Origin of the sequence: Aquibium sp. A9E412, assembly GCF_030398335.1 — a bacterium.
GTDB lineage: Bacteria > Pseudomonadota > Alphaproteobacteria > Rhizobiales > Rhizobiaceae > A9E412.
This window is the reverse complement of sequence record NZ_JAOAOP010000016.1, coordinates 18,862-45,834: the sequence shown is the minus strand read 5'-3', so window position 1 is coordinate 45,834 and position 26,973 is coordinate 18,862. Positions and strand designations below refer to the sequence as shown.

Genomic DNA, 26,973 nt, shown 5'->3' with positions numbered 1-26,973 from the left:
CTGGCCAGGGAGAGGCTGCACACGGCCGTCACGCGCCCCGCGCGCGGTCCGCCGCCTGGGCGTCGAGGATGTCGCGCACGGTGTCGACCAGCCGGTCCTCGGCGACCGAGACCTGCGCCGGACGCTGCGCGCGCCAGGTCACGTTGTCGGCGATCTCGGCCGACAGCCGCTTGCCCTCGACCAGGTCCTTGATCTGCACCTCGCCGCGCTCGCGCTCGTCGCCGCCCTGGATGACGACGCACGGGCTCGCCCGCCGGTCGGCATACTTCATCTGCGCCTTCATGCCGGCGCCGCCGAGATACATCTCCGCCCGGATGCCGGCGGCGCGCAGCGCGCCGACCATGCGCTGGTAGCGGCCGAGGCTCTGCGGATCGCGGTCCATGGCCAGAACGACCACCGGGCCGGCGCCGTCGGCCGCCGGCAGCTTGCCGAGATTCTTGAGCGCGGTGGCGAGCCGCGACACGCCGATAGAAAAGCCCGTCGCCGGCACCGGCTCGCCGCGGAAGCGCGAGACCAGCCCGTCGTAGCGGCCGCCGCCGCCGACCGAGCCGAAGCGCACGATGCGGCCCTCCTCGTTGGGGATCTCGGCCAGAAGCTCGGCCTCGTAGACGGGGCCGGTGTAGTATTCCAGGCCGCGCACCACGGAGGGGTCGATGTCTATGCGGTCGCGATAGCCACATGCATCGAAAACAGCAGCCATCTCCTGCAATTCACGTGCGCCCTCGCTGCCGGATTCGGTCGTTGCCAAATCGGCGGCCAGCTTTTCAAGTCCGTCGTAGTCGGCGACGTGAGGAATACCGTCAAAGCTTCGTAGGCCGTGCTCATAACCTTCAGTTGTCGCCGGGCTATAGTGTGTTACGGAACCAGAGAGCATGGCGCGGAAGAAGATTTCGATTTGCTCAACCGATAGGTTGGCTCCGGGTGTCCAATCGCCCGATTCATCAAGCCGGCCTGGACCCATCAGTTCACGAACAGCATCCGCTCCAAGCCGGTCTAGCTTGTCGATCGCTCGGAGCACCTGTAAGCGCCGGCCTGCATTTGCCTCGCCAATGAGCCCGGCCTTCGCCATGTAGCCGTCGAGCACCTTGCGGTTGTTGACGCGGATGACGTAGTCGCCGCGGGCGATGCCGAGCGCCTCCATCACGTCGGCCATCATCATCGCCATCTCGGCGTCGGCCGCCACGCCCGGCGTGCCCACCGTGTCGGCGTCGCACTGCATGAACTGGCGGAAGCGGCCGGGTCCCGGCTTCTCGTTGCGGAACACCCAGCCGGTGCGGTAGCTGCGGTAGGGCTTGGGCAGCCGCTCGAAGTTCTCCGCCACGTAGCGCGCCAGCGGCGCGGTCAGGTCGTAGCGCAGCGACAGCCACTGCTCGTCGTCGTCCTGGAAGGAGAACACGCCCTCGTTCGGCCGGTCCTGGTCGGGCAGGAACTTGCCGAGCGCCTCGGTGTACTCGATCAGCGGCGTCTCGACCGGGTCGAAGCCGTAGCGCTCGTAGACGCCGGCGATGGTGCGCAGCATCGCCTCGACGGCGCGGATGTCGTCGGGGCCGCGGTCGACCAGGCCGCGCGGCAGCCGTGCCTTCACCTTGTCGGTCCTGTGCGCCATGAGAAAACCGTTGTCGGGACGAAAGAAAACGCGCCCCGGAGCGGGGCGCGCGTTACCTAGCCGATATGGTCTGGAGCGGCAAGGGCGCCGCCGCGCTTCGCCCCGGCCCGGCTCGGGCCGATCTGCTCTTCATGGAATTGCAGATCGGCTCCGATTTGTTGTCTTGCCGCGTTTGCGGACGGCGAACCGGTGTCCACCTCGCCTGGAAACGCTCTAGCTGACGATGCGCAGGTTGGACAGCTCGTCGGCGATCTCCTTGAACTTGTCGGCGAGATCGGAGCCGGTGGCGTTCCAGTAGAGCTTGGCCGGCTTCGAGGGGTCGTCCGGGTCCTTGCGGAAGCGCGAGTAGGAGGCGCATTCCTTGAGCGCCGCGATCTGCTTCTTCTCCGCGTTGTCGCTCGTCGACAGGTCGAGCGACACCGTCATCATGATGACGCCGGAGTCCTTGGCATTGGTGCACAACGCCGTCATCTGCTCGTTCAGCGCGTCGGAATAGTTGCCGTTGGAGAAGTCCGACTTGCCGACGTCGCTGCCGGTGCCCATGAACAGCCGCGTCGCCGTCTCGCCCGGCTGGACGCGGCCGGTGTAGCCGTAGCTCGAATAGGTCGACTTGTTGCCGGCCAGGTCGTTGTAGCCCAGCGAGCCGGGCGTGTAGTAGGTGTTGGCGCCGTCGGTCAGCACGATCACCACCTTGTCGTTGCCCTTCTCGCTGTCCGGCCGGCCCTCGGTGAAGGGCTCGCCGCCCGACACCACGCGCCAGCCCCAGGCGATGCCCTGCGGCACGTTGGTCGCGCCGTTCGGCGCCATGGCGTCGATCGCCCCCTTGATCTCGTTGAGGCCGGCCGTCTTGCTGACGTCCTTGAGCGGCGTGATCGGCTCGGTCGTGCAGCTCGCGTTCGGCCCCTGGCCGGCACCGGCCGGCGCGGTGCCGTCGGGCGCCGGCGCGAAGTATTTCGGCATGTAGGCCTGGCGCTTGTCGTTGTGCGAGCCGCCCAGCATGTCGGGCCACCAGTCGCCGTTGGCGCGCCGGCCGGAGCCGTCCTTCAGGTCGGTCTCGTCGGGCGCGAACATCGGCACGAACAGTGTGGCCGGCGTGGCCGCGCTGGGCGGCGTGTCGGTCTTGTCATAGGGGTGCGGCCGGGCCTCCACGCAGCCCTGCCAGCTCGCATAGCTGCCGTAGGTGTAGGTCCACTCGCCGGTGTCTTCCCAGTCCCACCAGTAGCAGCTGCCGCGCCACCACAGCTTGCACACCTTCTCCTGGCCGCCGCTCCACTCCTGGCCGGTGACGCGCGTCAGCTCGTCGAACAGCGTGAAGCGGCTGACGATCTCGTTCTCCTCGTCGCCCCAGTCGTCGCCCTTCTTGACGTACATGCCGCCGGAAAGCTGCACCCGCTTCTGGCCGGTCATCGTCGTCCAGTCGAAGTTCTCGTGATGGATCGGCGACACGCCCTTGGTGTCCATCCAGCTCTCTGTCGCCTTGTCGGCCCCGACGTTGACGGAGGCGGCGAACGGCACCAGGCCGAACTGCACCGGCTTGGGCACCTGCTTCATCTGCGCGCCCTGCGCGGCGATGGTGTCGACGAGCTGCTTGGCCGCATCCTTGAGCAGGTCGATGCGCTTGTTGCCCGAGCCCGAGCCGCGGTAGTCCATGGAGCCGGAGTTGTCGAGCACCAGCGCCACCTCGAGCGTGTTCTTCAGCCGCACCTCCGAGCGGGCGGTGAAGTCGACATTGGCCGAGCCGGCGTCGAAGCCGGGCTTCATCAGGGCGCGGAAGGCGGGCAGGAAGTAGGGCTTGTAGTTGAGCTCGGCGGTCAGCTCCAGCGTCCCGCCGCCGGTGTTGTTCTGCGGCAGGACGACCTGGAGCGTGGCGTTCTCCGGGTCGACCGGGCCGAGATTGGCCAGAAAGAAGTCGTTGGCGTAGGTGACCAGCTCCGCTTCGCTCGCCCCCTCGATCACCCGGCGCGCGGTGGCGATGCCGGCGGCGTCGAGCGCGTTGAGCGTCGCCTGGCGCTGCCGCGTCATCTCGGCATAGTCGATGCCGATGGCCAGAGCGCCCATGATCGGCACGATCGCTGCCGCCGTGAGGAGCATGTAGTTGCCGCGTCTGTCCTGCCAGAATCTGCGAAACATCGAGTGCACCCAAGCCTGAATTGCCGGATGCACCGTGGCACAGACCCCTTAATTTGGCGTTCCCGCGGGCCGACAATACGCCGCGGCCGGTTCATCGCGCCTTAACCAAGCCGCCGCCGCGCCGGCTTCACATGCGCTGGCGCGGCTCGCTGCGCGGTCCCGGATAGGGCTTCACCCGGCGCGGCAGCGAGAAGCGCGGCCCGCACATCAGCTCGACGCCGAGGTCGATCAGCGCCATCGCCTGCGCGTCGCTGCGCACGTCCTGCGCCACCAGGGCGAGACCGGCGGCCTGTGCCGCCTCGATCGCCTCCTGCCGGTCGGCCAGCAGCCGCCCGGCCGGAAGCTTGACATGCGTGACGCCGGCCGCGCGCAGCGCCGCCGCGTCCGGCGCGCCGGGCCAGTCCTCGACGGCGAGCCCGCCGCCCGCCTGCAGGAAGGGCCGGAGCGCGCCGCGCAAGGCCTCCGCCTCGTCGAAGGCCGTCGCCGGCAGCGACAGCACGAAGGAGCGCGCGACCTCGGGATGCACCGCGAGCGTCTCGGCGAGCCAGTCGGTCTCCGCGCCGCCCGCCAGCAGCGCCTGCGACACCGGCACGTGGAAGGGCGTGCGCTCGGCCGCCGCGCCGAGGTGGCGCCGCGCGCCGGCGATGACGGAGGCGATCAGCACGCGCTCGAAGCGGGCCGGATCGAGCCCGTCGCCGGCGGCCGGCCGGCGCAGGTCGCGGGCGTCGCCGTCCGTGCCCGGCACGTGCGCCAGCACCTCGTAGGCCGCCGTCTCGCCGCTCGTCACCGAGATCACCGGCTCGAGGCTGACCTCCACGCTGCCCGCCTCGAGTGCGGCGGCGAGCGCGGTTTCGGCCCCGCCGGACGCCGCCTCCGACGTTGCTGCGGGCTCGGCCGCGGCTGCCCGCCTGAGCGTTGCCGGATGGAAGATCACGTTGCTGTCGTCGGCCGCCGCCGTCGCCGCGCCGGGCGCCGGCTCGGGCGCCGCGGCGGGCGCCGCCTCGGCCGGTGTGGCGGGCGCGGCGCCGAGCCGCGCCTTCAGCGCGCCCATCTCGCGCGCCATCGCGCGGTTGAGCTCGTCGAGCGAGGCGGCGTCGCGGCCGCTGCGTCGCTCGATCTCGCCGAGCGCGCCGTCGAGCGAGCGGGTGACCACGACGAGCTGGCGGCGCATCGCCTCGGTGCGGCGCATCGCCCGCCAGGCGAGCGCCAGCGCGGCCAGCGCCAGCGCCAGTGCCGCGACGAGCACGAGCGGCGCGAGCGCCAGCCCGGCGAGCCAGGCGCGCGTCGTCTCCGGCAGCGCGCCGGTCCACAGCGCGGCTGCCGCGCCGAGCAAGGCGAGGGTCGCGACCAGCGCTGCTGCCCGTTCCATCGGCTCTCCCACCGCTTCGCCGGAGCGCGAGCGCGTCCGGCGCCGTCCGTCCTTCTTTTCGCATTCCCCGGCCATGCTGTTAAGGGAAAGCTGGTGACAGGGTGAACCGCTTCGGTTAATCCCGACACGCCGCGCCGGCCGCCGTTCGGCAGCCGCAGCCCAGCCGACGGGAGACAATCTTGCCACAGATGCCGGACAGGCCGGAGACCATTGCCACGCTCGACCGCATCGCCGAGCGCTATGCCGTGATCCTGTGCGACGTGTGGGGCGTGGTGCACAACGGCATCGGCGCCTTCGAGGCGGCCACCGCGGCGCTGGCGCGGGCGCGCGCGGCCGGCTGCACGGTGCTGCTCATCACCAACGCGCCGCGCCCGCACGGGCCCGTGGAACGCCAGCTCGCCGCGCTCGGCGTGCCGTGCGAGGCCTGGGACAAGCTGATCACCTCGGGCGACGTGACGCGCGCGCTGATCGCCGAGGGTCCGCGCCGCGTCTTCCATATCGGGCCGGAGATGGACCTGCCGCTGTTCGACGGGCTCGACGTCGAGCTGGTCGAGGAGTTCGAGGCGGCGGGCGTGGTGTGCTCCGGCCTCGAGGACGACCGCAGCGAGACGCCGGACGACTATGCCGAGCTGCTCGCCCGGCTGCGCGCCCGCGACCTGCCGATGATCTGTGCCAACCCCGACATCGTCGTCGAGCGCGGCGACCGGCTGATCTGGTGCGCCGGCGCGCTCGCCCGCGACTACGGCCTGCTCGGCGGGCGCACGATGATCGCCGGCAAGCCGCACCGGCCGATCTACGAGGCAGCACTGCGCGAGGCCGAGGCGCTGATCGGCCGCCCGGTCGCCGCCAGCGAGGTGCTGGCCATCGGCGACGGCATCCTGACCGACATCAAGGGCGCGGTGAACGCCGGCATCGACGCGCTGTTCGTCACCGCCGGCATCCACGCGCGCGAATATGGCGACGGCGCCGAGCCGGAGCCCGAGCGCCTGGCCGCCTTCCTGGCCGGGCACGGCTTCATGCCGGCGGCCGTGATCCCGCGGCTCGCCTAGACCGTGAGCGAGTTCGCGCGCATCGCCGGTGCCGCGGGCCTGCCCGAGACCCTGCGCGGCGGGGTCGTCGCGGTGGGCAATTTCGACGGCGTCCACCGCGGTCATCGCGCCGTTCTCGACGAGGCACTGGCGATCGCCGGCGGGCGCGGCCTGCCCGCCCTGGTGCTGACCTTCGAGCCGCATCCGCGCAGCGTCTTCGCGCCGCACGTGCCGCTGTTCCGGCTGACGCCGGCGCCCGCCAAGGCGCGGCTGCTCGCCGCGCTCGGCTTCGACGCGGTGGTCGAGCAGCCCTTCGACCGGGCCTTCGCGGCGCTCGAGCCCGAGGCCTTCGTGCGCGACGTGCTGGTCGGCGGCCTGGGCATCGCCCACGCGGTCACCGGCTACGACTTCCACTATGGCCGCGAGCGCGGCGGCGGCCCGGCCGAGCTTGCCGCGGCCGGCCGGGCGCACGGCTTCGGCGTGTCGCTCGCCGAGGCCTTCTGCGACGAGGGCGGCGCGGTGATATCCTCGACGCGCATCCGCGGCTGCCTGGCCGAGGGCGACGCGGCCGGCGCGGCCGGCCTGCTCGGCTACCGCTACACGGTCGCGGCCACGGTGGCCGCCGGCCGCCGGCTCGGCCGCACGCTGGGCTATCCCACGGCCAACATGGCGCTCGCCCCCGAGACGGCGCTGCGCCACGGCATCTACGCGGTGCGGCTGCGCCGCGCCGACGGCAGCCTGCACGACGGCGTGGCGAGCTTCGGCCGCCGGCCGACGGTCGAGGACGACGGCCGGCCGCTGCTCGAAACCTTCCTGTTCGACTTTTCCGGCGACCTCTACGGCGAGACCTGCACGGTGTCGCTGTTCGGCTTCCTGCGCGGCGAGGAGAAGTTCGACGACCTGGAGGCGCTGACCGCGCAGATGCGGATCGACGAGGCCGAGGCGCGGGCGCTCTTGTCCGACGTGCGGCCGCTGTCGGCGCTCGACGCGCGCATCTGCTTCGCCGGCTGAGCGGGGCAGGGGGCGCGGGTTGCGACGCTGCGCCGCAGGGGCCGTTAACCGCGCCGCGCTAGGTTCGACCGACAGTGGGGCCTGTGTGCGTCCGAGCCCGGGGGAGAGAGCATGATCGGAAACAAGGTGGCCGGCCTGGTGGCCGGCGGTGCGCTGCTCGCCGCAGCCACACTCGGCGCGCGCGCCGAGCCCGGCGCGTGGTTCTCCGGCGACTGGCACCTCACGCTGGGCGCTGCCGTGTTCACCGCCCCCGACTACGCGGGCGCGCGCGACTATCTGATCCGCGGCCAGCCGCTCGTCTCGCTGTCGCGCGCCGGCGCCGTGACGCGCTTCTCCTCGCGCAACGACAACATCTCGATCGCCGTCATCGACACCGGCGACGTGCGCGTCGGCGCCACCGGCAAGATCGTGTTTCGCCGCGATGCCGGCGATTCGCCGGACCTCGCCGGCCTCGACCCGGTGCGCTGGGGCGCCGAGGTCGGCGCCTTCGCCGAGGTCTACCCGACCGGCTGGCTGCGCCTGCGCGGCGAGCTGCGCCGCGGCATCCGCGCCCATGACGGGGTGGTCGCAGACCTCGCCGCCGACGCCTTCGTCGACGTGACGCCGACCGTGCGGCTGTCGGGCGGGCCGCGGCTTTCGGCCGCGACGGCCGACTATTTCGACGCCTATTACGGCGTCGGCGCCGCCGAGGCGGCCGCCTCCGGTCTCGGTGTGTACGCGCCGGCCGGCGGCATCGGCGCCGTCGGTCTCGGCGGTGCGGTCACCTGGCAGGCGAGCGAGCGGGTGACGACCAGCCTGTTCGGCGAGTACAGCCGGCTGATGGGCCCGGCCGCCGACTCCACCCTGGTGCGCCAGCGCGGTGCCCGCGACCAGTTCCTGCTCGGCGTCTCGGCCACCTACCGCTTCGACTTCTCGCTCTGACGGCCGCGCGGCCTTGCGACTTTGGCCTTTATTCGGCCGGTCGGCTCGGCTAAAAGGCGCGGACCATGTGCGCGCATGACCGTTTCACGCCGCTGACGCTGCGAATTACCGGCCCGGCCCGCCGGGCGGCCTGATGCCGCCGGAGGGGTCGGGACGCTTGCGCCTGGTGCGCCCATCCGCACATCCCACAGACATTGCCGGGGCCGCGCGCGGCTTCGGCCATCCGACACGGCGATACGATGACCGAAACGGCTGACAAGATCGACTATTCCGCCACGCTCTACCTGCCGAAGACCGACTTTCCCATGCGCGCCGGCCTGCCCAAGAAGGAGCCGGAGATCGTCGCGCGCTGGGAGGAGATCGACCTCTACCGCAAGCTGCGCGACGACGCGCGCGGCCGGCCGCGCTACGTGCTGCACGACGGCCCGCCCTACGCCAACGGCAACATCCACATCGGCCACGCCCTCAACAAGGTGCTGAAGGACGTCATCACGCGCTCCTTCCAGATGCGCGGCTTCGATTCCAACTACGTGCCGGGCTGGGACTGTCACGGCCTGCCGATCGAGTGGAAGATCGAGGAGCAGTACCGCGCCAAGGGGCTTGACAAGGACCAGGTGCCGGTCAACGAGTTCCGCAAGGAGTGCCGCGACTTCGCCACCCACTGGATCGGCGTGCAGACGCAGGAGTTCAAGCGGCTCGGCGTGGTCGGCGATTTCGACGACCCGTATCTGACGATGGCCTTCCACGCCGAGGCGCGGATCGCCGGCGAGCTCCTGAAGTTCGCCATGTCGGGCCAGCTCTATCGCGGCTCCAAGCCGGTGATGTGGTCGGTGGTCGAGCGCACCGCGCTGGCCGAGGCCGAGGTCGAGTACCACGACCACGAATCCGACACGGTGTGGGTCAAGTTCCCGCTCAAGCGCAATCCGGCCGCGCCGCCCGGCAGCGCCGCGCCGGAGGATCTCGAGGGCGCGCACGTCGTCATCTGGACGACCACGCCCTGGACGATCCCCGGCAACCGCGCCGTCTCCTATTCGCCGCGCATCGCCTACGGCCTCTACGCGGTGACCGAGGCCGAGAACGACTACGGCCCGCAGCCCGGCGAGCGCCTGCTTCTGGCCGACGTGCTGGCCGAGGAGTGCTTCGCCAAGGCCCGGCTCGCCGCGCAGCGCGTGCGCGCGGTGGCGCCGCAGGAGCTCGAGGCGATGGTCTGCAGCCATCCGCTCTACGGGCTCGGCGGCGGCTACGGCTTCCTGGTGCCGCTGCTGGCCGGCGACCACGTCACCGACGATGCGGGCACCGGCTTCGTGCACACCGCGCCGGGCCACGGCCGCGACGACTTCGACGCCTGGATGGACCACCGCGAGGCGCTCGAGGCGCGCGGCATCGACACCGCCATCCCCTTCACCGTCGATGACGCCGGCCGCTACACCCGGGACGCGCCGGGCCTCGGCCCGGACCGCCAGGGCGGCGCGGCGCGGGTGATCGACGACAACGGCAAGAAGGGCGACGCCAATAAGGCGGTGATCGAGGCGCTGATCGCGCGCGACATGCTGTTCGCCCGCGGCCGGCTGAAGCACCAGTACCCGCATTCCTGGCGCTCCAAGAAGCCGCTGATCTTCCGCAACACGCCGCAGTGGTTCGTCCACATGGACAAGGACCTGGCCGGCTACGGCCGCGCCGCGGGCGCGGCCGGCACGACCGGCCCCGACACGCTGCGCAGCCGGGCGCTGGCGGCGATCGACGCGACGCGCTTCGTGCCGGCGGCCGGCCAGGCGCGGCTGCGCGCCATGATCGAGGACCGGCCGGACTGGGTGCTGTCGCGGCAGCGCGCCTGGGGCGTGCCGATCTGCGTGTTCGCCGACGACACGGGCGCCATCCTCAAGGACGAGGCGGTCAACCGGCGCATCCTCGAGGCCTTCGAGGCCGAGGGCGCCGACGCCTGGTTCGCCGAGGGCGCCAAGGTCCGCTTCCTCGGCGACGATCACGACCCGGACGCCTGGCACCAGGTCACCGACATCCTCGACGTGTGGTTCGATTCGGGCTCCACGCACGTCTTCACGCTGGAGGACCGCGACGACCTCAAATGGCCGGCCGACGTCTATCTCGAAGGCTCCGACCAGCACCGCGGCTGGTTCCACTCCTCGCTGCTGGAAAGCTGCGGAACGCGCGCCCGCGCGCCCTACGAGACGGTCATCACCCATGGCTTCACCATGGACGAGGACGGCCGCAAGATGTCGAAGTCGCTCGGCAACGTGGTCGTGCCGCAGGACGTGATGAACCAGTCGGGCGCCGACATCCTGCGCCTGTGGGTGATGACCACCGACTACTGGGAGGACCAGCGGCTCGGCAAGAACGTGCTGCAGACCAACATCGACGCCTACCGCAAGCTGCGCAACACCATCCGCTGGATGCTCGGCACGCTGGCGCACGAGACCGGCGAGACGGTCGCCGTCGCCGACATGCCGGAGCTCGAGCGGCTGATGCTGCACCGGCTGGCCGAGCTCGATGCGGTGGTGCGCAAGGGCTATAACGGCTTCGACTTCAAGCGCGTCAGTCGCGCGCTGGTCGACTTCATGACCCTCGACCTGTCGGCCTTCTATTTCGACGTGCGCAAGGACACGCTCTACTGCGACGCGCCGTCGAGCCTGCGCCGCAGGGCGGCGCTGCAGGTCGTCGGCACGCTGTTCGACGCGCTGGTGACGTGGCTGGCGCCGATGCTGCCCTTCACCACGGAGGAGGCGTGGCGGGAGCGGCGCCCGGAGGCGGTGTCGGTGCATCTCGAGCAGTTCCGCGAGATTCCCGCCGAATGGCGCGACGAGGCGCTGGCGGAGAGGTGGCGCAAGGTGCGCCAGGTGCGCCGCGTGGTCACCGGCGCGCTCGAGGTCGAGCGGCGCGAGAAGCGCATCGGCGCCTCGCTCGAGGCCGCGCCGGTGGTGCACGTCACGGCGCCGGAGCTGCGCGCGGCGATCGCCGACCGCGACATGGCCGAGATCTGCATCACCAGCGGCATCGAGATCACCGACGCGCCGCCGCCGGCCGGTGCCTTCATGCTCGACGACGTCGCCGGCGTCGCGGTGGTGCCGGCGCTCGCCAAGGGCCGCAAGTGCGCCCGCTCGTGGCGCATCACCGAGGATGTCGGCTCCGATCCGGCGTTCCCGGAGGTCTCGGCGCGCGATGCGGCCGCGCTGCGCGAGCTGCGCGACCTCGGCCGTCTTTGAGACGGGCAAATCGTGATCGGCCGGCCGCGTTGCCGCGGCCGGCCGCATGCGCTACAAGCGGCGCGCGCCCGGCGGTCATCATGTCGCCAGAATTTTCGGTGACAGCCGGGTGAGGGGATGGCCCCTCCGTGCCCGCCGCGGCGAAGCGGCATCGCCGGGCACGGACGTGGCCAAACGAGCAGAACACGGTCCGGAAGGGTAATCGGGTGGATATGACGGGCTCCGCAAAATCAGGGCGCAGCGCCGCGCAAGCCGTGCTTGCGGTCGCCGTCGCCGGCCTCGCGCTGTCGGGTTGCGTCAGTTCGCCGACCTACGGCACCGGCACGCCGGCCGACCAGCAGCTCCTCGAGGACCTGACCGACGTTCTGTCGCTCGGCCCCGACAACGAGGAGCGCATCGTCTACGCGCCGCGCCCGGAGATCGTGAAGCCGCCGTCGACGGCGGTGCTGCCGCCGCCGCAGGACAACATCGCCAGCGCCGGCAACCCGGCCTGGCCCGAATCGCCGGAAGAGCGGCTCGCCCGCATCCGCGCCGAGGCGACCGAGCAGCGCGACAACGTCAATTTCGAGCCGGCCGTCGTCAACGACCTGCCGCGCACGCGCGAGGCCTCGGTGCGCCGCACCCGCGGCGACGACCAGTATGTCGGCGCCAACCCGAACGACCCGTCGAACACCATTCGCCAGCGCCAGGCGTTCCAGCAGCGCCTTGCCGCCAGCCGGCAGGGCAGCCCCGACCAGCGCCGCTATCTGAGCGAGCCGCCGACCGACTATCGCCAGCCGGCGGCCTCCGCCCCGGCCGACGAGCTCGGCGTCGACGAGTGGCGCAAGGAGCGCGACGCCAAGGCGGCGGCGCGCAAGAAGAACGGCCGCACGGGCTTGCGCGACCTGGTGCCCTGGCTCTAACTCATTGTTTTGACGCGTTTCCGGACGGCGAACCGGTTTCCACGTCGCCTGGAAACGCTCTCGGGCGAGCCGGCGAGTCCTGCGCCGTCCCGAACGCATCCGGACGGGACGCCTCGAGACAGGAGGCAAGGCCGATCCGCGATGCAGTGGCATGCGGCGCCATGCCGGCAGCAGGTCGCCGCCGTGTGGTGCCGCCTGGCCGCGCGCCTGCGGACCGGCCGGTCAGTCCTGCCGCCTGGCGCGGAAGAAGCTCTTGAGCAGCCGCGCCGCCTCGGCTTCGCCGATCCCCGCATAGACCTCCGGCGCATGATGGCAGGTCGGCTGGTCGAAGAAGCGCGGCCCGTTTTCCACCGCGCCGCCCTTCGCGTCGCTCGCGCCGAAATAGAGCCGGCGGATGCGGGCGAAGGAGATCGCCCCGGCGCACATCGCGCAGGGCTCCAGCGTGACGTAGAGATCGGCGCCGACCAGCCGCTCGGCACCGAGCGCCGCGCAGGCCTGCCGGATCGCCAGCATCTCGGCATGCGCGGTCGGGTCGTCGAGCTCGCGCGTGCGGTTGCCGGCGCGCGCCACCACCGTGCCGTCGCGCACCACCACCGCGCCGACCGGCACCTCGCCGCGCCCGGCGGCGGCCCGCGCTTCGGCGAGCGCCTCCGCCATGAAGCCCGGACGCGCCGCCGCGCCGCTCGTTGCCGATTTCACTCGCAAGCCGCCTCGCTTCCTGTTACCACCGCGCCGCCCGCCCGCGTGCGGGCATATGCGCCGCGGCGCGCCGCACCGGCTCCTCCATGCCGGATACCGGCCGCCGCTGGCAAGCCTCGGCGCCCCCGGCGCGACGAACGATGACCGCATGACCGACAGAACAGACGACAGGAAGACCCGAAAGCCGCAGCGCGGCCCGGCCGGCCCGAAGCGGGGCGGGCGCGACGCGGCTGCCGCAAAGCGCGGCGCCGGCGCGGTGCCGGCCGGCCCGGCGCCGGCCGGCGAACGCATCGCCAAGCGGCTGGCGCGCGCCGGCGTGGCCTCGCGCCGCGACGCCGAGGCGATGATCGCGGCCGGCCGCGTGACGCTCAACGGCCGCGTGCTCGACACCCCGGCCGTCACCGTCGGCCCCGACGACCGCATCGCGGTCGACGGCGCGCCGATCCCGGCCATCGAGCGCACCCGGCTGTTCCTGTTCCACAAGCCGACCGACTGCGTGACGACGACGCGCGATCCCGAAGGCCGGCGCACCATCTTCGACCTCCTGCCGCCCGACCTGCCGCGCCTCATCACCGTCGGCCGGCTGGACATGAACACCGAGGGGCTGCTGCTGCTGACCAACGACGGCGGGCTCGCGCGCGTGCTCGAGCTGCCGGAGACCGGCTGGCTCCGGCGCTACCGCGTGCGCGTGCACGGCCGGGTCGATCCCGACCGGCTCGCCGCGCTCGCCGAGGGCATCGCCGTCGACGGCGTCTACTACGGCGCCATCGAGGCGACGCTGGACCGCGAGCAGGGCGCCAACGCCTGGCTGACGCTCGGCCTGCGCGAGGGCAAGAACCGCGAGGTCAAGAACGTGCTCGGCGCGCTCGGCCTCGACGTCACGCGGCTGATCCGCGTCTCCTACGGACCGTTCCAGCTCGGCGCGCTGCCGTCGGGCGCCGTGCAGGAGGTGCGCGGGCGCACGCTGCGCGACCAGCTCGGCGAGCGGCTGGTCGCCGAGGCGGGTGCCAATTTCGAGGCGCCGGTGGCCACGCCGTTCTCCAACCGGCCGGTGCGCGGCGGCGAGCGGAGCGCGCCGCCGGCCGGCGCCGCCGCGCGCGATGCCGGCCCGTCGCGCCCGCCGCAGAACGCCAAGCGCCGGCGCGAGCAGAAGCGCGAGGAGGCGCTCGGCCGGCTGCAGACCCGGCCCGGCGCGCCGCGCGAGCCACGGCGCGGCAGGGAGACCGAGCGCCCGGCCGCGATGCCGCGCTCGCGCGCGTCCAATGTCTGGATGGCGCCGGGCGCCCGTCCGTCCGGGCCGAAGGCGCAGGCCGAGCCGGAGCGCCCGGAGACCGGCCGCGCCCGCGGACCGGGCCGCCCGCCCGCGCGCGCCGCGACACCGGACCGCGCGGGTCCTGCCGGCAAGGCGAAGGAACGCGCCGGCCCGCGCGGCCGCCCCGCGGACCGCGATCCGGCTGCCCGCGACGCCGGGCCCGGGCGCAAGGGCGGCAAGCCGTCGCCCTCGCGCGGGCCGCGGCCGGCCGCCGGCCGGACCGGTCCCGCCGGCGGCTACAAGGGCAAGCCGGAGGGCGAGCGCAAGCCCGGCGCCGGCGGCTACAAGGCCAGGCCCGAGGGCGGCGCCGGTGGCTACAAGGGCGGGTCCGAGGGCGCCGCCGGTGGCTACAAGGGCAGGTCCGAGGGCGGCGGCTACAAGGGCAGGCCCGGCGGCAAGCCGCGCAGCGGAGCGGGCGGCGGCAAGGGCAAGCCCGCAGGCGGTCCCCGTGGCGGCCCCGGGGGCGGCAAGCCGGCCGGCGGCGGCCGACCCGCCGGCGGCAGGGGCCGGCCGGCGAACAAGCCGCCGCGCGGGCGCTGAGCGATGCGCATCGTCGGCGGCACCCTGCGCGGCCGGCCGCTCGCCGCGCCGAAGACGGAGGCCATCCGGCCGACCACCGACCGCACGCGCGAGGCGCTGTTCAACGTTCTGGCGCACCGCTTCGCCGACCGCCTGGGGGGCGCGCGCGTGCTCGACCTGTTCGCCGGCACCGGCGCGCTTGGCCTCGAGGCGCTGTCGCGCGGCGCGACCTTCTGCCTGTTCGTCGAGGAGAGCGCGGCCGGCCGCGCCCTGCTGCGCACCAACGTCGAGGCGTTCGGCCTGCAGGGCCGCACCAAGATCTACCGCCGCGACGCCACCCGGCTCGGCGAGGCCGGCACGCTGCAGCCCTTCGCGCTGCTGCTCGCCGACCCGCCCTATGGCCGCGGCCTGGCCGAGCTGGCACTGGCGGCCGCGCGCGCCGGCGGCTGGCTGGCGCCGGGCGCGCTGTGCGTCGTCGAGGAGCGGGCCGGCGTTCCGCTCGATCCGGGCGACGGCTTCCGCCGGCTCGAGACGCGCGATTATGGCGAGACCGCCATGCACCTCTTCGAATGCGCCTGAGCGCGGCCGCGATGCCGCCGCAGCGGGCCGCGGCGCTTGCGCGCCGGCCCGCGCGCGCCCATGATCGTGCGGCGATGAGCTGGAGCGGAGCATCAGCGTGAGCAGCAAGCGTGCGCGGCCGGAGCCGGCCGTTCCCTCGCCCGGGCCCCGCCCGGTGTCCTCCGGCGGTCCGAGCTTCGCCGTCGCCTTCGGCGGCGGCGGCGCGCGCGGGCTCGCCCACATCCACGTCATCGAGGCGCTCGACGAGCTCGGCATCCGGCCGGTGGTGATCGCCGGCTCCTCGATCGGCGCCATCATGGGCGCCGGCATGGCCTGCGGCATGACCGGCCAGGACATCCGCGACCACGCCCGCAAGGTGCTGGCCAGCCGCGCCGAGGTGGCCGGCCGGGTCTGGCGCGCGCGGCCGGCGAGCTTCGGCGAGATGATGGAGGGCGGGCTGCGGCTCGGCCAGTTCAACGTCGAGCGCATCCTGCAGTCCTTCCTGCCCGATCGCCTGCCGGCCACCTTCGAGGAGCTGTCGACCCCGCTGCGGGTGCTGGCGACCGACTATTTCGGTCACCGCCAGGCGGTGTTCCAGACGGGCGAGCTGCGCTCCGCGCTCGCCGCCTCAGCGGCGATCCCCGCGCTGTTCCGCCCGGTGCGCCGCGACGGCCGGCTTTTGATCGACGGCGGCATCTACAATCCGGTCCCCTTCGACCTGATCGAGAACGACGCCGATCTGCTGATCGCCATCGACGTGGTGGGCGCGCCGACGCTCAGCCCACGGCGGCCGCCGAGCGCGGTCGACCTGATGTTCGGCTCCACCCAGCTCATGATGCAGTCGATCACCGCGCTCAAGCTGCAGCACAAGCGGCCGCACATCTTCCTCAAGCCGCCGGTGTCGCGCTTCCGCGTGCTCGATTTCCTCAAGATCGACGCCGTGCTGGCCGAGACCGCCTCGATCAAGGACGAACTCAAGCGCGCCGTCGAGAAGGAAGTCGCGCGCTACGAGAAGCGCCACCCGCGGGTGATCGCATAACGCGTTTGCAGGCGAAGTGGTTTCCGGTTCGCCGTCCGCGAACGCGGCGGGGATAACCTGTTCGCAGGCGACGTGGGCCCGGTTCGCCGTTCGTGAGCGCTCCGGCCGCCGGGCCGGCTATTCCGCGGCCGGCTCCGACTGGTCGAGGCGGCGCGATTCGCGCGTCGGCCGGACCAGCGGCTCGGGCGCCACGGGGCGCACATGCATCTTGTCGCGCCCGGCATAGATGCTGCCCTCGACCGCCTGGATGGCCAGCCGCTCCTCGTCGCGCCGGCGCACGTCCTCCGCGATGTCGGCCGCCGAGGCTTCGCTGGCGCCGAGCGCCTCGAGCGTGCGCCGCCCGAACATCAGCCCGGATTCGAAGGTCTCGCGGATCTCGTAGTCGATGCCGCGCGCCTTCAGCGACAGCGTGTGCACCCGGTCGTAGGAGCGCACGTAGAGCCGGACGTGCGGGAACTCGCTGCGGATCAGGTCGACGATGTAGTCGGTCGTCTCGCGCCCGTTGGTGCACACAGCGACGATCTTGGCGCGCCGGATGCCGGCCGCCTCGAGCACCTCCTTGCGCCGGCCGTCGCCGAAATAGATGCGGAAGCCGAACTTCTCGACCGTCCGGATGCGCTCGGCCGAGCGGTCGATGATCGTCACCTCCGTGCCGCCGGCCAGCAGGATCTGCGAGGCGATCTGGCCGAAGCGCGAGAAGCCGATCATCAGCACGTCCGAACCCGCGCCCTGGAAATCCTCCTCCATCTGCTCGCTCACCTCGCCGCGCGTCAGCCGTTCGCCGAGCCGCACCGACAGCGGCGTCAGCGCCATCGAGATGGTGACGACGGCGATCAGCAGCGAGGCCGTGGCGGCCGGGAAGATCGCCGCCGAGGAGGCGGCGGTGAACAGCACGAAGCCGAACTCGCCGCCCTGCGGCAGCACCATGGCGACGCGCAGCGCATCCGTGTGGCCGTTGCCGAACAGCCGGCACAGGCCGTAGATCAGCGCCGCCTTGACGACCATCAGGACCGGCACCGCCAGCACGATGGTCAGCCAGTTCTGCGCCAGCACGCCGAGGTCGAGCGACAGCCCGACCGCCATGAAGAACAGGCCGAGCAGCACGCCGCGGAAGGGCTCGATGTTGGCCTCCAGCTCGTGCCGGAAGGAGGATTCGGCGAGCATCACGCCGGCGATGAAGGCGCCGAGCGCCATCGACAGGCCGGCGATCTGCAGCAGCGTCGCCGAGCCCAGCACCACGAGCAGGGCGGCGGCGATCATCGCCTCCTTGGCACCGGCGTTGGCGATGATGCGAAACAGCGGGTTGAGCAGGTAGCGGCCGGCCGCCACCAGCGCCACGACGCTGGCCAGCGCCAGCGCGAAGCGCGTGCCGCTGATCGTCTCGGCGCCCTCAGAGCCGGGCGCCAGCAGCGGCACGAGCAGCAGCAGCGGCGCGATGGCGATGTCCTGCAGCAGCAGCACGGAGAAGGAGGTCTGGCCGTAGCGCGTGTTGAGCGCCCCCTCCTCCTCGAGCGTCTGCATGGCGAAGGCGGTCGACGACAGCGCCAGCCCGAAGCCGACGATCGTCGCCGCGGCCACCGACAGCCCCATGCCGTAAAGCGCCATCAGCCCGAGCACGAATCCGGTCAGCACGACCTGGCCGAGGCCGAGGCCGAAGATCTCGCCGCGCATCTGCCACAGCCGCGCCGGCTTCAGCTCGAGGCCGATGATGAACAGCAGGAAGACGACGCCGAGCTCGGCCACGTGCAGCAGCTCGCGGCCGTCGGTGATGAGGCGCGCCACCGGTCCGATCGCCACCCCGGCGGCCAGATAGCCGAGGATGGTGCCGAGGCCGATGCGCTTGAACAGCGGCGCCGCCACCACGGCGCCGGCAAGCAGCAGCAGCGGCTCGTAATAGGTGACCGTGTCCTCTACCGCCATCGACCGTCCGTGCCCGTTCCTCTGCCCGTCCGCGGGGCGCGCCGTCCGCACCCCGCTGCAGCCGCTACCATTGCACATGGCGCGCGCCGACAATAGATGCAGGGATCGGGCGGGCCGCGCGCCGCGCCGCGCCGGCCGTCGCCACCACGTCGAAAACGCCGCCACCGAAGCCGGCAGGAAGCGAAGCGCATGTCCGGAAAGTCTCACAGCGAAGCCCTCGTCGACCGTGTCGCCGGCCTGGTGGAGGCTGCCCGCCGCGCCGGCGCCGACGCCGCCGACGCGGTGATCGTGCGCTCGCGGCAGACCGCGGTGTCGGTGCGCCTCGGCAAGGTCGAGGGCACCGAGGCGGCCGAGAGCGACGACATGGCGCTGCGCGTCTTCGTCGGGCGCCGCGTGGCGAGCGTCTCGGCGACGGCCTCGGGCGACCGCCATGCGCTTGCCGAGCGTGCCGTCGCCATGGCCAAGGCGTCGCCGGAAGACCCCTATGCGGGCCTCGCCGACGCCGGGCTTCTGGCCACCGAGATCGCCGATCTCGACCTGCACGACGATACCGAGGTGTCGAGCGAGGCGCTGCGCGAGGCCGCGCTCGCCGCCGAGGAGGCCGCGCTGGCGGTGCCCGGCGTGACCAATTCGTCGGGAAGCGGCGCCAGCGCCGGCGCCGGCGGGCTGGTGCTCGCCACCTCGCACGGCTTTCTCGGCCAGTACCGCTCGACGCGCTTCGCCCGCTCGGTCAGCGTGATCGCCGGCCAGGGCACGGCGATGGAGCGCGACTACGATTTCTCCGCGCGGCTGCACCACGCCGACCTCGAGGCGCCGCAGATCATCGGCCGCCGCGCCGGCGAGCGCGCCGTGCGCCGGCTCAACCCGCGCAAGGCCGACACCGGCCGCGTCGCCATCGTCTGCGACCCGCGCGTGGCGCGCGGCATCGCCGGCCATCTCGCCGGCGCGATCAACGGTGCCTCCGTCGCCCGCAAGACCAGCTTCCTGCGCGACCGCATGGACCAGCCGATCGCCGCGCCCGGCATCACGGTGACCGACGATCCGCACCGCCGGCGCGGCCCGTCCTCGCGCCCCTTCGACGGCGAGGGCGTCGCCGGCCGGCCGCTCACCATGGTCGAGGACGGCGTCCTGCGCGCCTGGCTTCTGTCGGCGGCGGTCGCCCGCGAGCTCGGCCTGCAGACCAACGGCCGCGGCGTGCGTGCCGCCTCCTCGGTGTCGCCGGCCGCCACCAACTTCGCCATCGAGCCCGGCACGGCGACGCCGGAGGCGCTGATCGGCGGGCTGAAGCGCGGCTTCTACGTGACCGAGGTGTTCGGCCAGGGCGTCAACATGGTGACCGGCGAGTACAGCCGCGGCGCGGCCGGCTTCTGGATCGAGGACGGCGAACTGACGCACCCGGTCTCCGAGGTCACGATCGCGTCCAATTTGCAGGACATGTTCCTGCACATGACGCCGGCAAACGACCTCGACCGCAATTTCGGCACCGCCGCCCCGACGCTTCTCATCGAGGGCATGACCCTTGCCGGTAACTGAGCCCGCGCGGCTGCGCCCGCACGACGACCTGAACCTGATTCGCGACGCCGCCCGCGAGGCCGGCGAGATCGCCATGCGCCATTTCCGCCGCGACCCCAAGGTGTGGTGGAAGGAGGGCCGCTCGCCGGTCAGCGAGGCCGACCTGGCGGTCGACAAGCATCTGCGCGCGGTGCTGCTCGGCGCCCGTCCGGACCATGGCTGGCTGTCGGAGGAGACGGCCGACACGCCGGCCCGGCTGTCGGCCGAGCGCACCTTCGTGGTTGACCCGATCGACGGCACGCGCGCCTTTCTCGACGGCCGCGACACCTGGTGCGTCTCGGTGGCGATCGTCGAGGGCGGTCGCACGGTCGCCGGCGTCATCGACTGTCCGGCCCGGCGCGAGATCTACGGCGCGGTGGCCGGCGGCGGCGTGACGTTGAACGACCGGCCGATCGCCGTCGCGGCGGCGGCCGAGGCGCCGGCGCTCGGCGGCCCGAAGACCATGCTGCGCGCGCTGCCCGAGCCGCTGCGCGCCCGCATGCGGCCGGTCGGCTACGTGCCCTCGCTCGCCTACCGCGTCGCCATGGTCGCCAAGGGCGAGCTCGGCGGCACCTTCATCAAGCCGGATTCGCACGACTGGGACCTCGCCGCCGTCGACCTCATCCTGCGCGAGGCCGGCGGCGCGGTGCGTGACCGCCACGGCAACGCGCCGCGCTACGCGACGCGCAACCCGCGCCACGGCCCGCTGGCGGCCGGCAGCGGCGTTCTGCTCGATGCCATGGTGGGCGTGCTCGCCGGCCTGCCGCACGAGTAGCCCCGCCGATGCCGGTAACGAATGGTTTCAAATCGGAATATTTTTCGCTAGAGCAGGTGCCGAAGCGGCCGGCGGCATGCATCCTGCAGCGCGAACGAGAAGGCTGAAGACCCGTCATGGCCGAACAAGGCGAACCCAAGCAGCTCCTCCACCTGGTGTTCGGCGGCGAACTGACGTCGCTGTCGCAGGTGGAGTTCCGCGACCTCGACCGGCTCGACATCGTCGGCATCTATCCCAGCTACAAGGCGGCCGAGGCGGCCTGGCGCGCCAAGGCGCAGGAAACGGTCGACAACGCGCTGATGCGCTATTTCATCGTCCATCTGCACCGCCTGCTCGATCCCGGCGACACCAGCGGGGGGCGGGATTGAGGCGATGGAATCGAAGGCCGCAGCGCCTGCCGTGAGCGCCAAGCGCCGGGCGCGCCGGCGCCCGTTCAAGCGCCTGTGGACGCTGGTGCGCGAGCCGCTGGCCGCCTCGCCGCGCGTCAAGGGCGCGCTCGCCGGCACGGTGGCCGGCGCCATCCGCTTCGTCGACCGCACCAACCGCCGCGTGCCCGGCTCGCACGACCTGCGCGACGTCGTCGCCGAGCATGCCCCGGCGATCGCCGCGCTGTGGCACGGCCAGCACCTGATGGCGCCGATCTTCAACCCGCCGGAGCATGCCGCCGTGGCGCTGTTCTCGCGCAGCGCCGATGCCGAGCTCAACGCGCTGGTCGCCCAGCGCTTCGGCTTCGAGGTGGTGCGCGGCTCGGGCGGCCGCGGCCCCGTGCAGCGCGTCGACAAGGGCGGCGCGCGTGCGCTGATCGCGCTCAGGCGCGCCATCGAGGCGGGCAAGAGCGTCGCCATGATCGCCGACATCCCGCACGGCACGCCGCGCGTCGCCGGCCTCGGCGTCGTCACGCTGGCGCGCATCACCGGCCGGCCCATCGTGCCGATGGCGATCGCCACCAGCCGCCGCAAGGTGCTGCACAGGAGCTGGGACAAGACCACGCTCAACCTGCCGTTCGGCCGCAGCGCGCTGGTGCTCGGCGCGCCGATCTTCGTGCCGGCCGACGCCGACGACGCGCAGATGGAGGCCAAGCGGCTGGAGCTGACGGAGGCCCTCAACCGGGCGACCGCGGACGCCTACCGCATGGTCGATCGCGGCCGATGAGCGAACGCTTCGCGCGCGCCATCCTGTGGACCTATCGCTGGGCGGGGGCGGCGGCCTTCCCGATGATCGGCGGCTATGTCGCCTGGCGCGCCAGCAAGGGCAAGGAGGACCGCCGCCGGCGCCGCGAGCGCTACGGCCAGGCCGGCCGGCCGCGCCCGCCGGGTCCGCTGATCTGGATGCACGCGGCGAGCGTCGGCGAGACCATCGCGGTGGTCGGCCTCATCGAGCGCATCCTGGCGCACGGCATCACCGTCGTGCTGACGACGGGCACGGTGACCTCCGCGCAGGTCGCCGAGGAGCGGCTCGGCGCGCGCGTCATCCACCAGTACGTGCCGCTCGATCTCAAGCCCGCCGTCAGCCGCTTCCTCGACCACTGGCGCCCGGACCTGGCGATCATCGCCGAATCCGAGATCTGGCCGATGACCATTCTGGAGCTCGGCGCGCGCCGCGTGCCGCAGGTGCTGGTCAACGGCCGGCTGTCGGACCGCTCCTTCGCCAACTGGAAGAAGCGCGCCTCGCTGGCCGAGGCGCTGTTCGAGAACCTGGCCCATGTCATCGCCCAGTCGGAGACCGACGGCGAGCGCTTCCGCGCGCTCGGCGCGCGGCCGGTCACCGTGTCGGGCAACCTCAAGGTCGACACCACGCCGCCGCCGGTCGACCAGGCCGCGCTCGGCAACTTGCGCGCGGCGATCGGCGCGCGGCCGACCTGGGCGGCCGTCTCCACCCATCCGGGCGAGGAGGCGGTGGCGGCGGCCGTGCACCGCAAGGTCAAGGCGCGGCATCCGGCGCTGCTGACCATCGTGGTGCCGCGCCATCCCGAGCGCGCCGAGGCGATCGAGCGCGAGCTTGCCGGTGCCGGGCTCGCGGTCGCCCGGCGCAGCCGCGGCGACGCGGTGACGGCGCAGACCGACGTGCTGCTCGGCGACACGATCGGCGAGATGGGCCTCTATCTGCGGCTGACCGAGATCGCCTTCGTCGGCCGCTCGCTGACCGGCGAGGGCGGCCAGAACCCGATCGAGCCGGCCGTGCTCGGCACCGCGGTGCTGGCCGGCCCGAACGTGCAGAACTTCCGCGAGGCCTACCGCAAGCTGATCGACCGCGGCGGCGCGCGGCTGGTGCGCGACGGCGACATGCTGGCCGGCGCCGTCGGCGCGCTTTTGGCCGAGCAGCGCGTGCGCACGGCGATGTCGGGCGCCGGCCGTGCCGCGGTCGGCGAGATGGCCGGCGCGCTCGACCGCACCTGGCAGGCGCTCGAGCCCTATATCCATCCTCTGATCGTCAAGGCGCGGCTCGAGACCGAGGCCGAGACGCGGCACCTGCGGTGAGCGCCGAGGCGCCGCCCTTCTGGTGGCAGCGGCCGGACTGGCGCGCCCGGGCGCTGGCGCCGGCCGCCGCCCTCTACGGCCTGGCCGCCGCCCACCGGCTGCGCCGCGCGCCGCGCCGGCCGGTCGGCGCGCCGGTGCTGTGCGTCGGCAACTTCACCGTCGGCGGCGAGGGCAAGACGCCGGTGGCGCTGGCGCTGGCCGCCGCCGCCGAGGCGGCCGGCCGGCGGCCGGGCTTCCTGTCGCGTGGCCATGGCGGCAGCCTGCGCCGGCCGCATCGCGTCGACCCCGCGGGCGACAGCGTGCGCCTGGTCGGCGACGAGCCGCTGCTTCTGGCCCGCCGCGCGCCCACCGTCGTGGCGCGCGACCGGGCGGCCGGCGCCCGGCTGCTGGTCGCTGAGGGCGTCGACTTCATCGTCATGGACGACGGCTTCCAGAGCGCGGCGGTGCATTTCGATCTCGCCGTCATCGTCGTCGATGCGCGGCGCGGCCTCGGCAACGGCCGCGTGCTGCCGGCGGGGCCGCTGCGCGCGCCGCTGCTCGCCCAGTGGCCCTATGTCGACGCGCTGGTGCGCATGGGCACCGGTACGGCGGCCGACACCGTGGTGCGCCAGGCCGCGCGCGCCGCCCGCCCGGTGCACGAGGCGCGCCTCGTGCCGCGCGCCGCCGGCTGGCTCGCCGGGCGCCGGGTGCTCGCCTTCGCCGGCATCGGCAATCCCGACAAGGTCTTCGCCACGCTGGAGGCGTGCGGCGCGACGGTGGCGGTGCGGCGCGCCTTCGCCGACCACCATCCCTACACGGCCGAGGAGCTCGACGACCTGGCGGCGACGGCCGCCGCCGGGGGCCTCGACCTGGTGACGACGGAAAAGGACATGGTGCGGCTGACGAGCGGGCCGGCCGGCCACCGCGCCTTCGCCGAGCGGGTGCGCACGCTCGCCGTCGAGGCGCAGTTCGATCCGCCCGACGCGCCGGCCATGCTCGTCGCCCAGACGCTGCGCGCCTGGCGCGAGGGCCGGCTGCGCCGCCCCGCCCGCTGAGCCTGTCGGCGGCGGCGTCTCAGCCGCGCTTGCGCAGGCCGGGATCGAGCTCGAGCTCGCGCTGCAGCGAGGCTTCGGCCGTGGCGTAGGCCTCCTGGCGGGCCACGCTCCAGTATTTCAGCTCGTCGAGCGGAATCGGCTGGCCGGTGACGGCGCAGCGCACGAAAGCGCCCGGCGTGACGACCTGAAAGTCGCCATCCAGGTAGCGCACCCGCGCCTCGCGCGCGCCCGGTCCCTCGAAACGGTTCATCAGCCTCGCCTCGTTTCGCGGCATGTCCGCCACAAAAGCGCCGGCCCGTCAAGATGGCGCGCGTGGGTCGGCTCAGCGCCGGCCGAACAGCCGCTCGATGTCGGCCAGCTTGAGCTCAACATAGGTCGGCCGGCCGTGGTTGCAGGTGCCCGAGCCGGGCGTCGCTTCCATCTGACGCAGCAGCGCGTTCATCTCCTCAGGCTTGAGCCGCCGTCCGGCGCGCACCGAGCCGTGGCAGGCCATGGTCGCGGCGACGCGGTCGAGCCGGGCGCGCAGCCCGCCCGCCGTGTCGCTGTCGGCGATCTCGTCGGCGAGGTCGCGCACCAGGCGCTGCGCGTCGACCTCGCCGAGCAGCGCCGGCGTGCCGCGCACGCACACCGCGCCCGGGCCGAACGCCTCGATCTCCAGCCCGCAGCGCGCCAGCGCCGCACCGTGTGCGCAAAGCCGCTCGACGTCCTCTTCCGGCAGGTCGACGATCTCCGGGATGAGCAGCATCTGGGCGGCCAGCGGGCGGGCGTCGAGCGCCGCCTTCAGCGCCTCGTAGACGAGCCGCTCGTGCGCGGCGTGCTGGTCGACGATGACCAGCGAATCCGCCGTCTGCGCAACGATGTAGTTTTCGTGCACCTGGGCGCGCGCGGCGCCGAGCCGCTGCGCCAGCGCCGCGGCGTCGGGCGCGGCCGTGCCGGCGCGCGCATCCGCACTCGGCGCAGGCGTGCCGGCGAGCTCGGCCTGGGCGGCTTCGGCGAAGCCCGTCGCGGCGGCCGCCTCGACCGGCTCGAGCGGGCGCTGCGGCGAGCGCTCCGGCGTCCAGCCCGGCGCCGTGCCCGCCGGCCTGCCCCCGCCCGGGCGGAAGGCGCCGAAGGCGGCCGCGGCGGCCTGCGTGGAGGCGCGCAGCCCCTGGCGCGCCAGGGCCTCGCGGATGGCACCGACGATCAGCCCGCGCACCAGGCCGGGATCGCGGAAGCGCACGTCGGCCTTCGCCGGATGCACGTTGACGTCGACGAGCGCGGGATCGAGCTCGAGAAACAGCGCCGCCACCGCGTGCCGGTCGGCCGGCAGCGCGTCGGCATAGGCGCCGCGGAGGGCGCCGGCGACGAGCCGGTCGCGCACCGGGCGGCCGTTGACATAGGCGTATTGCAGCAGCGCGTTGCCGCGCGAATAGGACGGGATCGACACGCGGCCGGACAGCCGCACGCCCTCGCGCTCGGCCGATATGGCGATCGCGTTGTCGGCGAACTCCGCGCCCATCACCTGGGCGATGCGCCGCGCCGCGTCGCCGCCGGTCGCCGGCAGGTCGAGCGTCGTGCGGTCGCTGCCCGACAGGGTGAAGCGCACGTCGGGAAAGGCGACGGCGATGCGCTTGACCACCTCGGTGATCGCCGCCGCCTCGGCCCGCGTGCTCTTCATGAACTTGAGCCGCGCCGGCGTGGCATGAAACAGGTCGCGCACCTCGACCGCGGTGCCGCGGTTTGCCGCCACCGGCCGCACCGGTCCGACCGTGCCGGCCTCGGCGACGATCTCGGCCGCCGCGTCGGCGCCGGCCGGCCGCGAGCGCAGGCTGAGCCGCGCCACCGAGGCGATCGAGGGCAGCGCCTCGCCGCGGAAGCCGAGCGAGCGGATGTCGTCGATGGCGTCGCCGAGCTTCGAGGTGCAGTGCCGCGACAGCGCCAGCGGCAGCTCCTCCGCCGCCATGCCGCTGCCGTCGTCGGCGACGCGGATCAGCGACAGCCCGCCGCCGGCCGTGGCGATCTCGACATGGCGCGCGCCGGCGTCGAGCGCGTTCTCCACCAGCTCCTTGACGACGCTGGCCGGCCGCTCGACGACCTCGCCGGCGGCGATCTGGTTGATGATCGTGTCGGAAAGCTGGCGGATCGGCATGGCCGCTCCCTATAGCGTTTGCAGGCGAAGTGGACACCGGTCGCCGGTCGCAAACGCGTTGAAACGATAATGTCGGGCCGATCTGCGAGTCCGTGACAAGCAGACCGGCTCTAAGGCACGGGAAGGTGGGACGGCCGCGCCCGACGCCGCATGTGAGCCTCGATATCAAGCCTTCGGACCATGATGCCGTCGCCGCCGCCTCGCACGCTTCGCCGGCGAGCTTAGGCGGATTCGCGCGCGCCGCGAAGCCGTCGCGGTGCGCCGGTCACCGCTCGAGGAGCGTTTCGAGCTCGAGCGCGCGGTCGCGCGTCAGCACGTAGAGGCAGACCGCCGCCTCGACCTGCGCCAGCGCACCGTGGCCGGAGCCGTAGAAGCGGCAGCTCGCCTCGCGATAGGCCAGCCAGCGCTGCTGCACTGCGTCGAGCGCGCTGCCGCGCTCGGCCGGCAGGAAGTCGAGCGCCTGGCGGTAGGCCGCGTTGAGCCGGTCGTCCCACAGGCCATAGAGGTCGTCGATGCATTCGACGGTCTCGAGCGTCGATTCCTTCTCCGCGCACGCCCGGTAGTCGCGCGTGTACCAGTCGGCGCCCTGCGCACCGGTGCGCGCCGGCAGGAGCGCCGCCGCGGCGAGAAGCACCAGCCCGAAAGACGTCTTGTGCATCGATCCGTCCCCAGAGCACGCCGCGGCCGGGTGGCGCCACCCCGGCGTCGCACACATGCAGCAAAATCAATAAGATGGGCCGTGATGTCGTCCGAAGACCGCTGCACGCTCTCCGGCA

General features: G+C 73.0%; 22 protein-coding genes. 14 read left to right on the top strand and 8 right to left on the bottom strand.

Going from position 1 to position 26,973, the window contains the following annotated elements; translation table 11 throughout:
- Positions 1 to 28: 28 nt before the first annotated feature.
- From hisS to N1F89_RS08495, 3 genes are all read right to left on the bottom strand, one after another.
- A complete protein-coding gene (gene hisS / locus N1F89_RS08505; protein WP_290083342.1) occupies positions 29 to 1,606 on the bottom strand; it encodes a histidine--tRNA ligase in 1,578 nt (525 codons plus the stop codon).
- Between the two features lie 213 nt (positions 1,607 to 1,819).
- The gene (locus N1F89_RS08500; RefSeq protein WP_290083340.1) at positions 1,820 to 3,736 is read right to left on the bottom strand and encodes a TadE/TadG family type IV pilus assembly protein; all 1,917 of its coding nucleotides are present in this window, start codon (positions 3,734 to 3,736) and stop codon (positions 1,820 to 1,822) included.
- 127 nt (positions 3,737 to 3,863) lie between these two features.
- On the bottom strand, positions 3,864 to 5,105 hold the full coding sequence (locus tag N1F89_RS08495; protein WP_290083338.1) for an EAL domain-containing protein: 1,242 nt from the start codon (positions 5,103 to 5,105) through the stop codon (positions 3,864 to 3,866).
- A 188-nt stretch (positions 5,106 to 5,293) separates the two neighbouring features.
- Here N1F89_RS08495 and N1F89_RS08490 point away from each other — a divergent pair, with 188 nt between their 5' ends.
- The 5 genes from N1F89_RS08490 to N1F89_RS08470 all read left to right on the top strand — a co-directional run bounded on the left by N1F89_RS08490 (position 5,294) and on the right by N1F89_RS08470 (position 12,185).
- Complete coding sequence (locus N1F89_RS08490; RefSeq protein WP_290083393.1) at positions 5,294 to 6,154, top strand: TIGR01459 family HAD-type hydrolase; 861 nt, start codon at positions 5,294 to 5,296, stop codon at positions 6,152 to 6,154.
- Positions 6,155 to 6,157: 3 nt separating this feature from the next.
- Positions 6,158 to 7,144 carry a bifunctional riboflavin kinase/FAD synthetase gene (locus N1F89_RS08485; protein ID WP_290083337.1) on the top strand — a complete coding sequence of 329 codons (987 nt, stop codon included), beginning with the start codon at positions 6,158 to 6,160 and terminating at the stop codon, positions 7,142 to 7,144.
- 111 nt (positions 7,145 to 7,255) lie between these two features.
- Positions 7,256 to 8,065, top strand: a complete 810-nt coding sequence (locus N1F89_RS08480; RefSeq protein ID WP_290083335.1) for a MipA/OmpV family protein — start codon at positions 7,256 to 7,258, stop codon at positions 8,063 to 8,065.
- 239 nt (positions 8,066 to 8,304) lie between these two features.
- On the top strand, positions 8,305 to 11,283 hold the full coding sequence (ileS, locus tag N1F89_RS08475) for an isoleucine--tRNA ligase (protein ID WP_290083334.1): 2,979 nt from the start codon (positions 8,305 to 8,307) through the stop codon (positions 11,281 to 11,283).
- A 254-nt stretch (positions 11,284 to 11,537) separates the two neighbouring features.
- The gene (locus N1F89_RS08470; RefSeq protein ID WP_290083333.1) at positions 11,538 to 12,185 is read left to right on the top strand and encodes a hypothetical protein; all 648 of its coding nucleotides are present in this window, start codon (positions 11,538 to 11,540) and stop codon (positions 12,183 to 12,185) included.
- Between the two features lie 222 nt (positions 12,186 to 12,407).
- Here the strand turns inward: N1F89_RS08470 and N1F89_RS08465 are convergent, their stop codons facing one another.
- Positions 12,408 to 12,842, bottom strand: a complete 435-nt coding sequence (locus N1F89_RS08465) for a nucleoside deaminase (protein ID WP_290083392.1) — start codon at positions 12,840 to 12,842, stop codon at positions 12,408 to 12,410.
- Between the two features lie 190 nt (positions 12,843 to 13,032).
- On the opposite strand from N1F89_RS08465, the gene N1F89_RS08460 reads away from it, so the two are divergent.
- The 3 genes from N1F89_RS08460 to N1F89_RS08450 all read left to right on the top strand — a co-directional run bounded on the left by N1F89_RS08460 (position 13,033) and on the right by N1F89_RS08450 (position 16,312).
- Complete coding sequence (locus N1F89_RS08460) at positions 13,033 to 14,736, top strand: pseudouridine synthase (RefSeq protein WP_290083331.1); 1,704 nt, start codon at positions 13,033 to 13,035, stop codon at positions 14,734 to 14,736.
- A gap of 3 nt (positions 14,737 to 14,739) precedes the next feature.
- Positions 14,740 to 15,294, top strand: a complete 555-nt coding sequence (gene rsmD, locus N1F89_RS08455; protein ID WP_290083330.1) for a 16S rRNA (guanine(966)-N(2))-methyltransferase RsmD — start codon at positions 14,740 to 14,742, stop codon at positions 15,292 to 15,294.
- 154 nt (positions 15,295 to 15,448) lie between these two features.
- A complete protein-coding gene (locus N1F89_RS08450; protein ID WP_290083390.1) occupies positions 15,449 to 16,312 on the top strand; it encodes a patatin-like phospholipase family protein in 864 nt (287 codons plus the stop codon).
- A 117-nt stretch (positions 16,313 to 16,429) separates the two neighbouring features.
- On the opposite strand, the gene N1F89_RS08445 is transcribed toward N1F89_RS08450, so the two are convergent.
- Entirely contained in the window at positions 16,430 to 18,232 is a 1,803-nt protein-coding gene (locus tag N1F89_RS08445; RefSeq protein ID WP_290083328.1) for a monovalent cation:proton antiporter-2 (CPA2) family protein, read from the bottom strand.
- A gap of 189 nt (positions 18,233 to 18,421) precedes the next feature.
- On the opposite strand from N1F89_RS08445, the gene N1F89_RS08440 reads away from it, so the two are divergent.
- The 6 genes from N1F89_RS08440 to lpxK all read left to right on the top strand — a co-directional run bounded on the left by N1F89_RS08440 (position 18,422) and on the right by lpxK (position 24,069).
- Complete coding sequence (locus N1F89_RS08440) at positions 18,422 to 19,765, top strand: TldD/PmbA family protein (protein WP_290083325.1); 1,344 nt, start codon at positions 18,422 to 18,424, stop codon at positions 19,763 to 19,765.
- Positions 19,752 to 20,558: a 3'(2'),5'-bisphosphate nucleotidase CysQ gene (locus N1F89_RS08435; protein WP_290083324.1), complete on the top strand. Its 807-nt coding sequence runs from the start codon at positions 19,752 to 19,754 to the stop codon at positions 20,556 to 20,558. The genes N1F89_RS08440 and N1F89_RS08435 overlap by 14 nt, the downstream gene beginning before the upstream one ends.
- Positions 20,559 to 20,674: 116 nt before the next feature.
- Positions 20,675 to 20,926 (top strand): DUF4170 domain-containing protein, encoded by a 252-nt coding sequence (locus N1F89_RS08430; protein WP_290083322.1) that lies wholly within the window; start codon positions 20,675 to 20,677, stop codon positions 20,924 to 20,926.
- Between the two features lie 4 nt (positions 20,927 to 20,930).
- Positions 20,931 to 21,710 (top strand): lysophospholipid acyltransferase family protein, encoded by a 780-nt coding sequence (locus N1F89_RS08425; protein ID WP_290083320.1) that lies wholly within the window; start codon positions 20,931 to 20,933, stop codon positions 21,708 to 21,710.
- Entirely contained in the window at positions 21,707 to 23,035 is a 1,329-nt protein-coding gene (gene waaA / locus N1F89_RS08420; protein ID WP_290083318.1) for a lipid IV(A) 3-deoxy-D-manno-octulosonic acid transferase, read from the top strand. Before N1F89_RS08425 ends, waaA begins: the two co-directional genes overlap by 4 nt.
- Complete coding sequence (gene lpxK / locus N1F89_RS08415; protein ID WP_290083316.1) at positions 23,032 to 24,069, top strand: tetraacyldisaccharide 4'-kinase; 1,038 nt, start codon at positions 23,032 to 23,034, stop codon at positions 24,067 to 24,069. Before waaA ends, lpxK begins: the two co-directional genes overlap by 4 nt.
- A 19-nt stretch (positions 24,070 to 24,088) precedes the next feature.
- Here the strand turns inward: lpxK and N1F89_RS08410 are convergent, their stop codons facing one another.
- The 3 genes from N1F89_RS08410 to N1F89_RS08400 form a co-directional block, all read right to left on the bottom strand.
- Positions 24,089 to 24,319 (bottom strand): DUF2093 domain-containing protein, encoded by a 231-nt coding sequence (locus N1F89_RS08410; protein WP_290083314.1) that lies wholly within the window; start codon positions 24,317 to 24,319, stop codon positions 24,089 to 24,091.
- Between the two features lie 72 nt (positions 24,320 to 24,391).
- Positions 24,392 to 26,197, bottom strand: a complete 1,806-nt coding sequence (gene mutL / locus N1F89_RS08405) for a DNA mismatch repair endonuclease MutL (protein ID WP_290083312.1) — start codon at positions 26,195 to 26,197, stop codon at positions 24,392 to 24,394.
- A 265-nt stretch (positions 26,198 to 26,462) separates the two neighbouring features.
- On the bottom strand, positions 26,463 to 26,855 hold the full coding sequence (locus N1F89_RS08400; RefSeq protein ID WP_290083310.1) for a lysozyme inhibitor LprI family protein: 393 nt from the start codon (positions 26,853 to 26,855) through the stop codon (positions 26,463 to 26,465).
- Positions 26,856 to 26,973 lie beyond the last annotated feature (118 nt).

Coding starts and splice junctions, on each gene's coding strand:
- N1F89_RS08400 (WP_290083310.1), bottom strand. CDS start 26,855: ATGCACAAGACGTCTTTCGGGCTGGTGCTTCTCGCCGCGGCGGCGCTC.
- N1F89_RS08460 (WP_290083331.1), top strand. CDS start 13,033: ATGACCGACAGAACAGACGACAGGAAGACCCGAAAGCCGCAGCGCGGC.
- waaA (WP_290083318.1), top strand. CDS start 21,707: ATGAGCGAACGCTTCGCGCGCGCCATCCTGTGGACCTATCGCTGGGCG.
- rsmD (WP_290083330.1), top strand. CDS start 14,740: ATGCGCATCGTCGGCGGCACCCTGCGCGGCCGGCCGCTCGCCGCGCCG.
- N1F89_RS08465 (WP_290083392.1), bottom strand. CDS start 12,842: ATGGCGGAGGCGCTCGCCGAAGCGCGGGCCGCCGCCGGGCGCGGCGAG.
- ileS (WP_290083334.1), top strand. CDS start 8,305: ATGACCGAAACGGCTGACAAGATCGACTATTCCGCCACGCTCTACCTG.
- N1F89_RS08495 (WP_290083338.1), bottom strand. CDS start 5,105: ATGGAACGGGCAGCAGCGCTGGTCGCGACCCTCGCCTTGCTCGGCGCG.
- N1F89_RS08490 (WP_290083393.1), top strand. CDS start 5,294: ATGCCGGACAGGCCGGAGACCATTGCCACGCTCGACCGCATCGCCGAG.
- N1F89_RS08440 (WP_290083325.1), top strand. CDS start 18,422: ATGTCCGGAAAGTCTCACAGCGAAGCCCTCGTCGACCGTGTCGCCGGC.
- N1F89_RS08500 (WP_290083340.1), bottom strand. CDS start 3,736: ATGTTTCGCAGATTCTGGCAGGACAGACGCGGCAACTACATGCTCCTC.
- N1F89_RS08480 (WP_290083335.1), top strand. CDS start 7,256: ATGATCGGAAACAAGGTGGCCGGCCTGGTGGCCGGCGGTGCGCTGCTC.
- hisS (WP_290083342.1), bottom strand. CDS start 1,606: ATGGCGCACAGGACCGACAAGGTGAAGGCACGGCTGCCGCGCGGCCTG.
- N1F89_RS08410 (WP_290083314.1), bottom strand. CDS start 24,319: ATGAACCGTTTCGAGGGACCGGGCGCGCGCGAGGCGCGGGTGCGCTAC.
- mutL (WP_290083312.1), bottom strand. CDS start 26,197: ATGCCGATCCGCCAGCTTTCCGACACGATCATCAACCAGATCGCCGCC.
- N1F89_RS08425 (WP_290083320.1), top strand. CDS start 20,931: ATGGAATCGAAGGCCGCAGCGCCTGCCGTGAGCGCCAAGCGCCGGGCG.
- N1F89_RS08430 (WP_290083322.1), top strand. CDS start 20,675: ATGGCCGAACAAGGCGAACCCAAGCAGCTCCTCCACCTGGTGTTCGGC.
- N1F89_RS08445 (WP_290083328.1), bottom strand. CDS start 18,232: ATGGCGGTAGAGGACACGGTCACCTATTACGAGCCGCTGCTGCTGCTT.